Raw genomic sequence first — 12,970 nt, 5'->3', positions numbered from 1 at the left:
CCCCAGCCCCCAGGGCTCGACGCGACCGCTCAACGCGAACCGGCGGCGGCCCCCGCCCCCTCCTCGGCCTCGGTCGTCGCCGCCCTGGCCGTCGCCCCGCCCAGCGCGCTCTCGGCAGCCGCGTAGAGGTCGGCCGGGCGCACCCCGTTCAGCGCCGTGACCAGGTGGCCGTCGGGCCGCACGAGCAGCACCGTGTGGGCCGCGGCACCCGGGTAGCTCTCGGCGACCAGCAGCTCGGCGTGGTGGGGCAGCGCCGTCACCGCGGCCGCCAGCCGGGGCATGATCCCGGCCGTCACCCAGTGCTTGCGGTCCCACACCCCGGTGCCCGGCGCGATCAGTACCACCAGCAGCGCCCCGCGCCCCAGCCGGTCGCGCAGCCGTACGAAGGTGCCGTCCTCCGCCGTGACCCGCACATCGGTGACGGGTGTCCCCGGCGGTGTGCCCACGGACACCTCCCCGCCGAGGTCCTCGGGCGCGAGCGGCGAGTCGGCGTACGTCCCCTGCGCGCCCAGCGTGCCGCGGCCGAGGTGACCGTCCGTCAGCAGCGCGTCGTTGCCGCGGGCGGAGCCGGGCACGTAGGAGCGCAGTCCGCCGCCGCCGCGCACCAGCGGGAGCAACTGGTCGGCGGCGCGCAGCCGAGCGGAGATCGCCGCCCGCCGTTCCCGCTGGTAGCTGTCGAGCAGCGCCTCGCGGGGCCCGTGGTGCCAGACCAGGGCCAGTTTCCAGGCGAGGTTGTCGGCGTCCAGCAGCCCCTCCTCCAGGCCCTGCGTGCCCAGCGCGCCCAGCAGGTGCGCCGCGTCCCCGGCCAGCAGCACGCGGCCCACCCGCCAGCGGCGGGCGAGGCGGTGGTGGACCGTGTGGACGCCGGTGTCGAGGAGTTCGTAAGCCGGGGTCGAACCGTCGGCCGCCCAGCCGGTGAGAGTCTCGCGGACCCGGTTCACCAGCAGTTCGGGCGTGACCAGGTCCTTGCCGGGCGGCAGCAGCCAGTCCAGGCGCCACACGCCGTCCGGCAGCGGGCGGCCGACCACCTCGTCGGCCGAGGGCCCGGTCGTCCGCCACGGCGGCATGCGGTGGAGCAGCGCCTGGTCGGTCCACGGGAGTTCGGTGCGCAGTGCGGCGACGGCGTATCGTTCCACCGCCGTACGGCCGGGGAAGCGGATGTCCTGGAGCTTGCGGACGGTGGAGCGGGGGCCGTCGCAGCCGACCAGGTAACTGCCGCGCCACCAGGTGCCGGCGGGGCCGCGAGTGTGGGCGGTGACGCCGGACTTCTCCTGCTCGATGCCGTCCAGCCGGCTGTCCACGGCGATCCTGACCAGCCGCTCGCGGGCGACCGCCGTGCGCAGGGCCCCGGCCAGCTCGTGCTGGGCGATGTGCAGGGGGGCCGGGTCGGCGTCGCCGAACACGACCTCGCGCGTCACCTGCTTGCGCCGCATCGACCGCCATCCGGCCCAACGCGAACCCAGCCCGGTCAGCGGTGCGCCGGTCAGCCGCTCGACGAGCGCGACGGCCTCCTCGCGCAGGACGACGGTGCGCGCGGGGCGCGGTTCGTCCTTGCCGGGTCCCTCGTCGAGGACGACGCAGGGCACCTCCTGCCGCGCCAGCGCCAGGGCGAGCGTGAGCCCGACGGGCCCCGCTCCGGTGATGATCACCGGGTCCACGGTGCGGCGCCCCCTGCCCGTGGCGGTGTCCCGGGGGACGTGGGTGAACAGGACATTGGAGCAGGGTGCACGGTCACAGAACGTATGCAACCTATTGCCGCAGCTTGCGTCAAGCGACGGAGGCCGTGGCGATCATGCCACGGCCTCCGTTGATGGTCATACGAGATGACAGGATGTCAGGCGTTGCCGCCTCCGGCGCCGGTCGCCGACGTTCCGGGTATCCCGGCATCGTCCGCCTTGAGTACCGCACCGGTCGTCTTCTTCGCCCGCCGCAGCCGGCGCTCCAGCCAGCTCGCGAAGGTGGTGAGGGAGAAGTTGAGCGCGATGTAGAGCACCGCGATCACGGTGAAGCTGGCGATCACGTTGGCGCCGTAGTAGCCGCTCATGGTGTTGGCCGAGGCCAGCAGGTCGGGGAAGGTGAGGACCGCACCACCGAGCGCGGTGTCCTTCAGGATCACGACGAGCTGGCTGACGATGGCCGGGAGCATCGTGGTGACCGCCTGCGGCAGCAGGATCAGCCGCATCGACTGGCCCTTGCGCAGCCCGATCGCCATCGCGCCCTCGGCCTGACCCTTGGGCAGCGCGAGGATGCCCGCCCGGACGATCTCCGCGAGAACGGAGGCGTTGTACAGCACCAGGCCCGTGACGACCGCGAACAGCGGACGGTTGTCCGAACTGACGTTCGTGTACTCGGCGAACAGGGCGAGGCCGAAGATCATCAGCACCAGCACCGGGATGGAGCGGAAGAACTCCACCACGATCGAGACCGGGACCCGTACCCACGCGTGGTCCGACAGCCGGGCGATGCCGAGTACGGCACCGAGCGGCAGGGCGATGACCATCGCGAGAGCCGCTGCCTTGAGGGTGTTCTGCAGGCCGGGCCAGATGTACGTCGACCAGGGCTCGCCGCTGGTGAAGAACATCTTCCACTTGTCCCAGTCGAGCTGCCCCTTCTCGTCGAGGGTCGTGTACACCCACCACAACAGGGCCACGATGGCGACCAGGAAGACGGCCGTGAACACGGCGTTGCGCCGCTTGGCACGCGGTCCCTGCGCGTCGTAGAGAACGGAACTCATCGCTTTACCGCCACCTTCTTGCCCACCCAGCCGAGAATCAGGCCGGTCGGCAGCGTCAGGATCACGAAGCCGACGGCGATGACCGCGGAGATCAGCAGCAGCTGTGCCTCGTTCTCGATCATGTCCTTCATCAGCGCCGCCGCTTCGGCGACGCCGATGGCCGCGGCCACCGTGGTGTTCTTGATGAGCGCGATCAGTACGTTCGCCAGCGGTCCGACCGTGGACCGGAATGCCTGCGGCAGCACCACCAGGCGGAGCACCTGGCCGAAGCTGAGCCCGATCGCCCGGGCCGCCTCCGCCTGTCCGACGGGCACGGTGTTGATGCCGGAGCGCAGGGCTTCGCAGACGAAGGCCGAGGTGTAGAGGATCAGACCCAGGACGGCGAGCCGGAAGTTGATCGTCTCGAAGTCGTCGCCGCCGCCGAGTGTGACGCCGAGGGTCTGGTTCAGACCGAGGGACGCGAACAAGATGATGACGGTCAGGGGGATGTTGCGCACGGTGTTCACGTACGCGGTCCCGAGGCCGCGCATCAGCGGCACCGGGCCGACGCGCATGGCGGCAAGTATGGTGCCCCAGATCAGGGAGCCGACGGCCGAGAGTACAGCGAGCTGCACCGTCGTCCAGAAGGCTCCCAGCAGGTCGTAATCCTGAAGAAAGTCGAACACGATCTCCCGCGCTTCCGCGTGTAGGGATGCCCGCCCCGGTGCGCCGCCCCTTCCGGAGGGCGGCGCACCGGGGCGGGCCCGGCCTCAGCTCTTGATGTCGCCGATCTTCGGCGCCGGCTCGTTCTTGTAGTTGGCCGGACCGAAGTTGTCCTTCACGGCCTTGTCCCAGGCGCCATCGGCGACCATGGCCTCGAGCGCGTCGTTGATCTTGTTCTTGAGGTCGCTGCCCTTCTTGACGCCGATGCCGTAGTTCTCGTTGGTCATCTTGAAGCCGCCCAGCTTGAACTTGCCCTTGAACTGCGACTGGGCGGCGTAACCGGCGAGGATCGAGTCGTCCGTGGTCAGCGCGTCGATGGCGCCGGTCTGCAGACCGTTCAGGCAGGCGGAGTACGTCGGGTACTTCTGCAGGTTCGCCTTGGGCGCCAGCTTGTCCTTGACGTTCTGCGCCGACGTCGAACCGGTGACCGAGCAGAGCTTCGCGTTGTTCAGGTCCTCCGGCGACTTGATCTTGTCGTCGTCGGCGCGGACCAGCACGTCCTGGTGGGCGAGCAGGTAGGGGCCGGCGAAGTCGACCTTCTCCTGGCGGCTCGGGGTGATCGAGTACGTGGCGGCGATGAAGTCGACGTCACCGCGCTGCAGCATGGTCTCGCGGTCGGCGCTCTTCGACTCCTTCCACTCGATCTGGTCCTCGGTGTAGCCGAGCTTCTTGGCGACGTACGTGGCGACGTCCACGTCGAAGCCCTCGTAGCCGTCCGGGGTCTTCTGGCCGAGGCCGGGCTGGTCGAACTTGATGCCGATGGTGATCTTCTTGCCGTCACCGTCGGACGAGCCGCTGTCCTTGTCGTCGCCGCCGCAGGCGGTGGCGGTCAGGGCGAGGGCGAGCACGGCGGCCGAGGCGGCGGAGACCTTGCGAAGCTTCATGGTGGACATCCTTTGGCTGTGATCGAGCTGCGATCGGACGATCAGAGGATCAGGCGATCAGGTGCGGGCCGTCGGGAGCGGGCCGCCGGTGCGGTCGGCGCGGGGCGCCGGAGCCGCTCCGAAATCTCAGTGGTGCAGGATCTTCGACAGGAAGTCCTTGGCACGGTCGCTGCGCGGATTGCTGAAGAACTGGTCCGGCGTGGCCTCTTCGACGATGCGGCCGTCGGCCATGAACACCACGCGGTTGGCGGCCGAGCGGGCGAAGCCCATCTCGTGCGTGACCACGATCATGGTCATCCCGTCCTCGGCGAGCTGCTTCATGACCTCCAGGACCTCGTTGATCATCTCCGGGTCGAGGGCCGACGTCGGCTCGTCGAAGAGCATGACCTTCGGGTCCATCGCCAGCGCACGCGCGATGGCGACACGCTGCTGCTGGCCGCCGGAGAGCTGCGCGGGGTACTTGTCCGCCTGGGCGCCCACGCCGACCCGGTCGAGCAGGGCGCGAGCCTTCTCGTCGGCCTTCTTGGCGTCGACCTTGCGGACCTTGACCTGGCCCAGGGTCACGTTCTCGAGCACCGTCTTGTGCGCGAAGAGGTTGAACGACTGGAAGACCATGCCGACGTCGGCACGCAGTTTGGCCAGCTCCTTGCCCTCCGCGGGCAGCGGCTTGCCGTCGATCGTGATCGAACCGTCGTCGATGGTCTCCAGACGGTTGATGGTGCGGCACAGGGTGGACTTGCCGGACCCGGAGGGTCCGATGACCACGACGACCTCGCCGCGGTGGATCGTCAGGTCGATGTCCTGGAGCACGTGCAACGCGCCGAAGTGCTTGTTGACACTCTTCAGGACGACCAGTTCGCCGGTCGCAGCCTTGTCTTCCTTGGCCACCGATACTTCGGTCATCGCTCTCGGGCTCCGTCCTCCTGGGTTTCGCAGGACAGTAGTGACCCGGGACACGTCGCGTCTCTACATCTGAGCGAGATCTGAGCATCACGATCCGATAGCAATCGGACACGAGTCGTAGCACTTGTGAGCTGGGCGCATATCGGCCGGATAACTTCGAGCGGCCGCAACCGGAAGCCTCTTGACGCCGTCCCCCTCCATCGGCGTCACTGCACAGGACGCACGCGCGCGTGCCCGTCCATGTGCCCGTCCCGATTTCTACCCGCCCCGAGCGTACGGCCGATGAACCGAAGGGAGCCCGGATGAGACTGCTGCTCGTCGAGGACGACAACCACGTGGCCGCCGCCCTGTCCGCGATCCTGGCACGGCACGGCTTCGACGTCACCCACGCGCGCAGCGGCGAGGAGGCGCTCCAGGCGCTCGTCCCCGAGGTCGACGGCTTCGGCGTCGTCCTGCTCGACCTGGGCCTGCCCGACCAGGACGGTTACGAGGTCTGCGGAAAGATCCGCAAGCGCACCAGCACCCCGGTCATCATGGTCACCGCGCGGGCCGACGTGCGCTCCCGGATCCACGGCCTCAACCTCGGCGCCGACGACTACGTGGTCAAGCCGTACGACACGGGGGAACTGCTCGCCCGGATCCACGCCGTCAGCCGGCGCACCGCCCACGAGGACGCCACCGGGAGCACCGAGACCGTGGTCCGCCTCGGCACGGTGCGCATCGATTTGCCGACACGCCAGGTGAGCGTGGACGGTTCGGTTGTCCAACTCACCCGCAAGGAGTTCGATCTGCTCGCCCTGCTGGCCCAGCGCCCCGGTGTGGTCTTCCGCCGCGAGCAGATCATCAGCGAGGTGTGGCGCACCAGCTGGGAGGGGACCGGGCGCACCCTGGAGGTGCACGTCGCGTCCCTGCGCTCCAAGCTGCACATGCCCGCGCTGATCGAGACCGTCCGCGGCGTCGGCTACCGCCTCGTCGCCCCCACCCCCTAGCGGGTCCGCGTGAGCACCCGCCTGCTCCCGCTGCTCATCGTCCTGATGGCGGCCGTCCTGCTCGCGCTCGGCGTGCCGCTCGGCGTCAGCGTCGCCCGCGCGGAGCAGCAGAAGGTCGTCATCGACCGCATCGACGACACGGCGCGCTTCGCCGCGCTCGCCCAGTTCGTCACGGAGGACGGCTCGGGCGGCTCACGCCGGACGGACACGGACGAGCGCCTGGAGACCCTGCAGACCGAGCTGACCAGCTACTACGAGGTCTACGGCATCAAGGCCGGGGTCTTCTACCGCAACCACATCCCGATGGCCAACGCGCCCACGACCTGGTTCCTGCCCCAGGCCGGCGAGGTCCGCGACTCCTTCGACGAGGCGCTGCTCAGCCGCCGCAGCCACGACCCCGAGCAGGTGTGGCCGTGGCAGGACGGCCGGCTCGTGGTGGCCTCGCCGGTCATCCGGGACGGCGACGTGGTCGCGGTCGTGGTCACCGAGTCGCCGACCGACTCGATGCGTTCGAGCACCCTGCGCGGCTGGCTGGTCATCGGCGCCGGGGAGTTCGCCGCGATGCTGCTCGCCGTCGGTGCGGCGCTGCGGCTGACCGGCTGGGTGCTCAGGCCGGTACGGGTACTCGACGCCACCACCCACGACATCGCCACCGGGAGGCTCAAGTCCCGGGTCGCGCCGTCCGGGGGGCCGCCGGAGCTCAGACGCCTGGCCCGGTCGTTCAACGAGATGGCCGACCACGTGGAGGACGTTCTGGAGCAGCAGCGGGCCTTCGTCGCCGACGCCTCCCACCAGCTGCGCAACCCGCTCGCCGCCCTCCTGCTGCGCATCGAGCTGCTCGCCCTCGAACTGCCCGAGGGCAACGAGGAGATCGCCTCCGTCCAGACCGAGGGCAAACGCCTGGCCCGGGTCCTGGACGACCTGCTCGACCTGGCGCTGGCCGAGCACAGCCAGGCCGACCTGAAGGTCACCGACGTCGGCGCGCTGGCCGCCGAGCGGGTGGCCGCCTGGTCACCGACGGCCGACGTCAAGGGCGTACGGCTGGTCGGCGACTGCCCGCCGACCACGGGCTGGGCCGACCCGGTGGCCCTGTCGAGCGCCCTGGACGCGATCATCGACAACGCGGTGAAGTTCACGCCGCGCGGCGAGAGTGTCCGGGTCGAGGTCGCCTCCACCGGGGACGCCGCCACCGTCGTCGTCACCGACAACGGTCCCGGACTCACCGACGAGGAGCTCACGCGCGTGGGCGACCGTTTCTGGCGCAGCGGCCGGCACCAGAACATCAACGGCTCCGGCCTCGGCCTGTCCATCTGCCGGGCGCTGCTCGCGGCGGGCGACGGCTCGATCTCCTTCGGCCACCACGAGCCGCACGGACTCCGGGTCACGGTCACGGTGCCCCGGACCGGCACGGTGCCCAAGGAGCCCGAGCGGGTCTACGGCTTGACCGACCGGTAGTAGCGCCGGGCGCCCTCGTGCAGTTCGAGCGGGTCGGTGTAGATGGCGGTACGCAGGTCCACCAGCTGCGCGGAGTGCACGTGCGCACCGATGCCGTCGCGGCTGTCGAGCACGGTCCGGGTCAGCCACTCGGTGAGCCGCGGATCGACGTCCGCGCGGGTCACCAGCAGGTTGGACACCGCCATCGTCGGCACCACGGCGCCGTTCTGGACGGTGGGGTAGGCCGACTCCGGCATGTTGGTGGTGCGGTAGTAGCGGGTCGCGCCGCCCGACTGGTGCAGCTTGGTGACCAGGTCGTCGCCGATCGGCACGAACCGGAAGGCGGAGCTCTCCGCGATCTTCTTGAGGCCGTCCGTCGGCACCCCGCCGGACCAGAAGAACGCGTCCAGCTCGTCGCCCAGCCGTCCGGGACCGGTGTCGATCCCGTCCGCCCGGGGGGTGATGTCCGTCTCCGGGTCGATGCCCACCGCCTTCAGCAGCCGGGTGGCGATCAGCCGTACCCCCGAGTTGGGCAGGCCTATGGCCACCCGCTTGCCACGCAGGTCCCGCACCGACTGGATGTCCGAGTCGCTCGGCACGACGAGCTGCACGTAGTCGTCGTAGAGCCGGGTGACCCCGCGCAGCCCTTCGGCGCCCGGGCGGCCGGCCAGCTTGTACGTCTCGACCGCGTCGGCCGCGGCGATGGTGAAGTCGGCCTCCCCGGACGCCACCCGCTCGACGTTCTCCTGCGAGCCCGCGCTGGTCATCAGCCGTACGTCCAGGTCCGGCATGTCCTTGCGCAGCTCGGTGCGCAGCAGCTCGCCGTACTTCTGGTAGACGCCCGCGCGGGTCCCGGTGCTGAACGTGATCGTCCCGCTCGGCGGCTTCTCGCCCAGCGGCAGCAGCCACCACAGCAGCAGCCCGAGCACGACGGCACCGGCGACCGTGCCCTGGACGGCCCGGCGCCTGCCGATACGGGAGAGGAGCGTGGACATGGGGGCGATCCTGCCAGCCCGCACCCGCACTGACCAGGGCCCACTGTCAGTGGTGGTCACTACAGTCGTCGGCATGAGCAACACCCCGCCCGCCGAGAGCGGCCCGCCGTCCGCCGAGGGCCGCACCCCGTCCGCCGGGGGCAGGACGTCGCCCGCCGAGGGCCGCACCCCGCCCGCCGAGAGCGGCCCGCCGTCCGCCGAGGGCCGCACCCCGTCCGCCCGGGGCAGGACGTCGCCCGCCGACCTGGTCCGCGCCTTCCACCTCGCCTTCGGGCTGGACGCCCGCAGTACTCCGGCCGAGGTTCCGCCCGCCCTGGCCGCGCACCGGGGCGAGCTGCTCGCCGAGGAGGCGGCCGAGGTCGCCGAGGTGTCGGTGCGGGGCCCGCTCGACCGGCTCGCGCACGAACTGGCCGACGTGGTCTACGTGGCCTACGGCACCGCCCTCGTGCACGGCATCGACCTGGACGCGGTGATCGCGGAGGTCCACCGCTCCAACATGACCAAGCTGGGCCCCGACGGCCGCGTCAGCCGCCGGGCCGACGGCAAGGTCCTCAAGGGCGACCACTACGAGATACCGGACGTGTCCGGCGTGCTGCGCCGGCAGGGCTGGACACCGCGGACGCCGGACGCCCCGGAACCGAGCGGCGCCTGACCCCGGCGTGCGACGACTCCGGCACCCGGGTGCCGGAGTCGTGTCAGGGGGTTGAGCCCGGTGCCGGTCAGTCGCCCACCGAGGCCTCCGCCTCCGTCGCCGCGGCCCGGGGCGCCCCCTCCGCGAGGCCGCTCGGGCGGTCGGGGTTGTTGTCGCGGCGCCGGAAGAGCCGCATCGCCAGCGGCTCGGTGAAGCGCGCGGTGAGGGGGCCGAGGACGACCAGGATCAGGACGTACGCCGTGGCCAGCGGGCCCAGGGACGGCTCGATGCCGGCGGAGACCGCGAGGCCCGCGATCACGATGGAGAACTCACCGCGCGCCACCAGCGCACCGCCCGCCCGCCATCGGCCCTTGACGGAGATCCCGGCGCGCCGTGCCGCCCAGTACCCCGTGGCGATCTTCGTCACGGCGGTCAGCAGCGCCAGCGCCAGCGCGGGCAGCAGGACCGGCGGAATGCTGGCCGGGTCCGTGTGCAGCCCGAAGAAGACGAAGAAGACGGCCGCGAACAGGTCCCGCAGCGGGCTCAGCAGCGTGTGCGCGCCCTCCGCGACCTCCCCGGACAGCGCGATGCCCACCAGGAAGGCGCCCACCGCGGCCGACACCTGGAGCTGCTGCGCGACACCGGCGACGAGGATCGTCAGACCCAGCACCACGAGGAGCAGCTTCTCCGGGTCGTCGCTGGAGACGAAGCGGGAGATGAGCCGGCCGTAGCGCACCGCCACGAAGAGCACCAGGCCCGCCGCGGCCAGCGCGACCGCCAGCGTGATGCTCCCGGTCATCAGACCGGCGCCGGCGACCAGGGCCGTGACGATCGGCAGGTACACCGCCATCGCCAGGTCCTCCAGGACCAGCACGCTCAGGATCACCGGCGTCTCGCGGTTGCCGACCCGGCCCAGGTCGCCGAGGACCTTCGCGATCACACCGGACGACGAGATCCACGTCACGCCGGCCAGGACCACGGCGGCCACCGGACCCCAGCCCATCAGCAGCGCGGCCACCGCGCCCGGCACGGCGTTGAGCGCGCAGTCGACGAGACCGGCCGGATAGTGGGACTTGAGGTTGGTGACCAGGTCGCTGGCCGTGTACTCCAGGCCCAGCATCAGCAGCAGGAGGATGACACCGATCTCGGCGCCGGTCGCGACGAACTCCTCGCTCGCGCCGAGCGGCAGCAGGCCGCCCTCGCCGAAGGCGAGACCGGCCAGCAGGTACAGCGGGATGGGCGACAGCCGGTAACGGCCGGCGAACCGGCCGAGCAGCCCGAGCCCCAGGATGATGGAACCGAACTCGATCAGGAGTACCGCGGAGTGCACGCGCTCACTCCTGCCCGAGTATCGCCGCGGCGGCGTCGACGCCCTCACGGGTGCCGATGACGATCAAGGTGTCACCACCCACGAGCCGGAAGTCCGGCGCCGGCGAGGGAATCGCCTCGGCTCGCCGCAGCACCGCCACGATCGAGGCACCCGTGTCGGTCCGCATCCGGGTGTCGCCCAGCAGCCGTCCGTTCCACCGGGACGTGGCCGCCACCTCGACCCGCTCGGCGACCAGCCCGAGATCCGTGGTGTAGAGCAGGCTCGCGCTGTGGTGGGACGGCTTCAGCGCGTCGATCAGCGCGCCCGCCTCGGGCCCCGTCAGCCGCAGCGAGTGGGCACAGGAGTCGGGGTCGTCGGACCGGTACACGTTCACCGTGCGGGCACCGTCGCGGTGGGCCACCACCGACAGGTGGCGGTGCTCGCGGGTCACCAGGTCGTACTGGACCCCGATACCCGGGAGCGGCGTCGCCCTCAGGCGTGGTGCTGACACGTGCTTTCCCCTCACTCGTCCTGCGTTGCCTGCCGCGTCCCCGGCTGCGCTTTCCGCACGTGGGTGCCGTGCCCGCGACCTCGCCATGCTGCCATCCGCACGTACGGTGGCGATATGGGTGTCGTGACGGATATACGCAGCCGGTCGCGGTCGGCGAAGCTCGCTGCGGGGGTGTCGTGCGAGCAGGCCGGGAGGAGCGGAAAGAGGAACGTGTCGCTGTTCTGGCGGATCTTCTCGCTCAACGCCGCCGGCCTGGTCGTCGCCACCGCACTGCTCCTTGGGCCGGTCACCGTGTCGACGCCCGTGCTGGCCGGGGAGGCCCTCGTCCTGCTGGCCGGCCTCGCGGCCCTGCTGGCCGGCAACGCGGTCGTGCTGCGCATCGGGCTCACCCCGCTGCACCGGCTGGGCCGGGCCATGTCCACCGCCGACCTGCTGGTGCCCGGGACCCGTCCCGAGGTCTCCGGACCGGCCGAGGCGGCGCAGCTCATCGCGACGTACAACACGATGCTGGACCGGCTCCAGGCCGAACGCGCCGCCGGTGCCGGTCGGGCCCTGCAGGCCCAGGAGCGCGAACGCCACCGCATCGCCCGCGAACTCCACGACGAGGTGGGCCAGACCCTGACCGCCGTCCTCCTCCAGCTCAAGCGCGTCGCGGACCGGGTCCCCGGGGAACTGCGCGACGAGGTGACCCTGGCGCAGGAGGCCACCCGGGCCGGGCTCGACGAGATCCGCCGCATCGCCCGCCGGCTGCGTCCGGGCGTCCTGGAGGAACTCGGCCTGGCCAGCGCCCTGCGCTCGCTCGCCGCCGAGTTCACGCACCACGGACTGACCGTCCAGCACCACATCCCCGGCGACCTCCCCCCGCTCGCCCCGGAGGCCGAACTCGTGCTCTACCGGGTCGCCCAGGAGGGACTGACCAACACCGCCCGCCACGCCGACGCCGCCCGCGCGGCGCTCACGCTGCGTCCGCTGCCCGACGACGCCGGTGTCGAACTGCTCGTCCGGGACGACGGCGCCGGTCTCGGCACGGCCGCCGAGGGCGCCGGCATCCGCGGGATGCGGGAGCGGGCCCTGCTGATAGGAGCCGAGATCCACTTCGAACCCGCCCCCGGAGGGGGCACCGACGTACGCCTGCGCGTCCCCGCGCCGCCCGGGGACCGTTCCGCAGACCGAACCGGAGACAGCCCCTGATGTCCGCACGGCCCCCGATCCGCGTCCTGCTCGCCGACGACCACACCCTCGTACGCCGCGGAGTCCGCCTCATCCTGGACGGCGAACCCGATCTGACGGTGGTCGCCGAGGCCGGTGACGGTGCCGAAGCGGTAGCGGCCGCGCGGGCCACCGAGATCGACCTGGCCGTCCTGGACGTCGCCATGCCCCGCATGACCGGCCTCCAGGCGGCCCGCGAACTCTCCCGGCGCCTGCCCGAGCTGCGCATCCTCATCCTGACCATGTACGACAACGAGCAGTACTTCTTCGAGGCCCTCAAGGCGGGCGCCTGCGGATACGTCCTCAAGTCCGTCGCCGACCGCGACCTGGTCGAGGCGTGCCGGGCCGCCGTGCGCGACGAACCGTTCATCTACCCCGGCGCCGAGCGGGCCCTCGTCCGCTCCTACCTGGACCGCGTGCAGGGCGGTGGCGGCCTGCCCGAGCGGCCCATCACCGAGCGCGAGGAGGAGATCCTCAAGCTGGTCGCCGAGGGGCACACCTCCAAGGAGATCGGCGAGCTGCTCTTCATCAGCGCCAAGACCGTCGAACGCCACCGCGCGAACCTTCTGCAGAAACTGGGCGTACGGGACCGCCTGGAACTCACCAGGTACGCGATCCGCGCGGGCCTCATCGAGCCCTGAGCCGGCGCGGACCGCGTACCGCCGCGCC

Annotated in this window: 13 protein-coding genes; 5 read left to right on the top strand and 8 right to left on the bottom strand. The window is 71.4% G+C overall.

Annotated features, from left to right (window positions below; genetic code table 11):
* Positions 1-29 precede the first annotated feature (29 nt).
* From ACFV9J_RS32540 to ACFV9J_RS32520, 5 genes are all read right to left on the bottom strand, one after another.
* On the bottom strand, positions 30-1,658 hold the full coding sequence (locus tag ACFV9J_RS32540) for an FAD-dependent monooxygenase (protein ID WP_385360247.1): 1,629 nt from the start codon (positions 1,656-1,658) through the stop codon (positions 30-32).
* Positions 1,659-1,834: 176 nt separating this feature from the next.
* Entirely contained in the window at positions 1,835-2,734 is a 900-nt protein-coding gene (locus ACFV9J_RS32535) for an amino acid ABC transporter permease (protein ID WP_385360244.1), read from the bottom strand.
* Complete coding sequence (locus ACFV9J_RS32530; RefSeq protein WP_385360241.1) at positions 2,731-3,399, bottom strand: amino acid ABC transporter permease; 669 nt, start codon at positions 3,397-3,399, stop codon at positions 2,731-2,733. The genes ACFV9J_RS32535 and ACFV9J_RS32530 overlap by 4 nt, the downstream gene beginning before the upstream one ends.
* Positions 3,400-3,483: 84 nt before the next feature.
* Positions 3,484-4,320 carry a glutamate ABC transporter substrate-binding protein gene (locus tag ACFV9J_RS32525; protein WP_385360238.1) on the bottom strand — a complete coding sequence of 279 codons (837 nt, stop codon included), beginning with the start codon at positions 4,318-4,320 and terminating at the stop codon, positions 3,484-3,486.
* A gap of 126 nt (positions 4,321-4,446) precedes the next feature.
* Complete coding sequence (locus tag ACFV9J_RS32520; protein WP_385360236.1) at positions 4,447-5,223, bottom strand: amino acid ABC transporter ATP-binding protein; 777 nt, start codon at positions 5,221-5,223, stop codon at positions 4,447-4,449.
* A 302-nt stretch (positions 5,224-5,525) separates the two neighbouring features.
* Here ACFV9J_RS32520 and ACFV9J_RS32515 point away from each other — a divergent pair, with 302 nt between their 5' ends.
* Together ACFV9J_RS32515 and ACFV9J_RS32510 are read left to right on the top strand one after the other, a co-directional pair.
* Positions 5,526-6,212 (top strand): response regulator transcription factor, encoded by a 687-nt coding sequence (locus tag ACFV9J_RS32515; RefSeq protein WP_385360234.1) that lies wholly within the window; start codon positions 5,526-5,528, stop codon positions 6,210-6,212.
* A 9-nt stretch (positions 6,213-6,221) separates the two neighbouring features.
* Positions 6,222-7,667, top strand: coding sequence for an ATP-binding protein (locus ACFV9J_RS32510; RefSeq protein WP_385360232.1), 1,446 nt, complete (start codon positions 6,222-6,224; stop codon positions 7,665-7,667).
* Here ACFV9J_RS32510 and ACFV9J_RS32505 read toward each other — a convergent pair.
* Positions 7,646-8,641 (bottom strand): TAXI family TRAP transporter solute-binding subunit, encoded by a 996-nt coding sequence (locus ACFV9J_RS32505; RefSeq protein WP_385360229.1) that lies wholly within the window; start codon positions 8,639-8,641, stop codon positions 7,646-7,648. The genes ACFV9J_RS32510 and ACFV9J_RS32505 overlap by 22 nt on opposite strands.
* A 244-nt stretch (positions 8,642-8,885) precedes the next feature.
* Between ACFV9J_RS32505 and ACFV9J_RS32500 the strand changes: the two genes are divergently transcribed.
* Complete coding sequence (locus tag ACFV9J_RS32500; RefSeq protein WP_385360305.1) at positions 8,886-9,293, top strand: MazG nucleotide pyrophosphohydrolase domain-containing protein; 408 nt, start codon at positions 8,886-8,888, stop codon at positions 9,291-9,293.
* 67 nt (positions 9,294-9,360) lie between these two features.
* On the opposite strand, the gene ACFV9J_RS32495 is transcribed toward ACFV9J_RS32500, so the two are convergent.
* Complete coding sequence (locus ACFV9J_RS32495) at positions 9,361-10,602, bottom strand: cation:proton antiporter (RefSeq protein WP_385360227.1); 1,242 nt, start codon at positions 10,600-10,602, stop codon at positions 9,361-9,363.
* Positions 10,603-10,606: 4 nt separating this feature from the next.
* On the bottom strand, positions 10,607-11,092 hold the full coding sequence (locus ACFV9J_RS32490; RefSeq protein WP_361007084.1) for a TrkA C-terminal domain-containing protein: 486 nt from the start codon (positions 11,090-11,092) through the stop codon (positions 10,607-10,609).
* Between the two features lie 114 nt (positions 11,093-11,206).
* Between ACFV9J_RS32490 and ACFV9J_RS32485 the strand changes: the two genes are divergently transcribed.
* A complete protein-coding gene (locus ACFV9J_RS32485) occupies positions 11,207-12,283 on the top strand; it encodes a HAMP domain-containing sensor histidine kinase (protein ID WP_385360225.1) in 1,077 nt (358 codons plus the stop codon).
* Complete coding sequence (locus tag ACFV9J_RS32480) at positions 12,283-12,942, top strand: response regulator transcription factor (RefSeq protein ID WP_011030451.1); 660 nt, start codon at positions 12,283-12,285, stop codon at positions 12,940-12,942. The genes ACFV9J_RS32485 and ACFV9J_RS32480 overlap by 1 nt, the downstream gene beginning before the upstream one ends.
* Positions 12,943-12,970: the final 28 nt, after the last annotated feature.

Origin of the sequence: Streptomyces sp. NPDC059906, assembly GCF_042730645.1 — a bacterium.
Lineage (GTDB): Bacteria > Actinomycetota > Actinomycetes > Streptomycetales > Streptomycetaceae > Streptomyces > Streptomyces rubrogriseus.
Note: the sequence above shows the minus strand (reverse complement) of the source record. Positions and strands in the feature narration are given on the sequence as shown.

What these genes read in the sequence shown, in the direction of transcription:
- ACFV9J_RS32535 (WP_385360244.1), bottom strand. Translation starts at nt 2,734, where the DNA reads ATGAGTTCCGTTCTCTACGACGCGCAGGGACCGCGTGCCAAGCGGCGC.
- ACFV9J_RS32525 (WP_385360238.1), bottom strand. Translation starts at nt 4,320, where the DNA reads ATGAAGCTTCGCAAGGTCTCCGCCGCCTCGGCCGCCGTGCTCGCCCTC.
- ACFV9J_RS32520 (WP_385360236.1), bottom strand. Translation starts at nt 5,223, where the DNA reads ATGACCGAAGTATCGGTGGCCAAGGAAGACAAGGCTGCGACCGGCGAA.
- ACFV9J_RS32515 (WP_385360234.1), top strand. Translation starts at nt 5,526, where the DNA reads ATGAGACTGCTGCTCGTCGAGGACGACAACCACGTGGCCGCCGCCCTG.
- ACFV9J_RS32505 (WP_385360229.1), bottom strand. Translation starts at nt 8,641, where the DNA reads ATGTCCACGCTCCTCTCCCGTATCGGCAGGCGCCGGGCCGTCCAGGGC.
- ACFV9J_RS32485 (WP_385360225.1), top strand. Translation starts at nt 11,207, where the DNA reads ATGGGTGTCGTGACGGATATACGCAGCCGGTCGCGGTCGGCGAAGCTC.
- ACFV9J_RS32480 (WP_011030451.1), top strand. Translation starts at nt 12,283, where the DNA reads ATGTCCGCACGGCCCCCGATCCGCGTCCTGCTCGCCGACGACCACACC.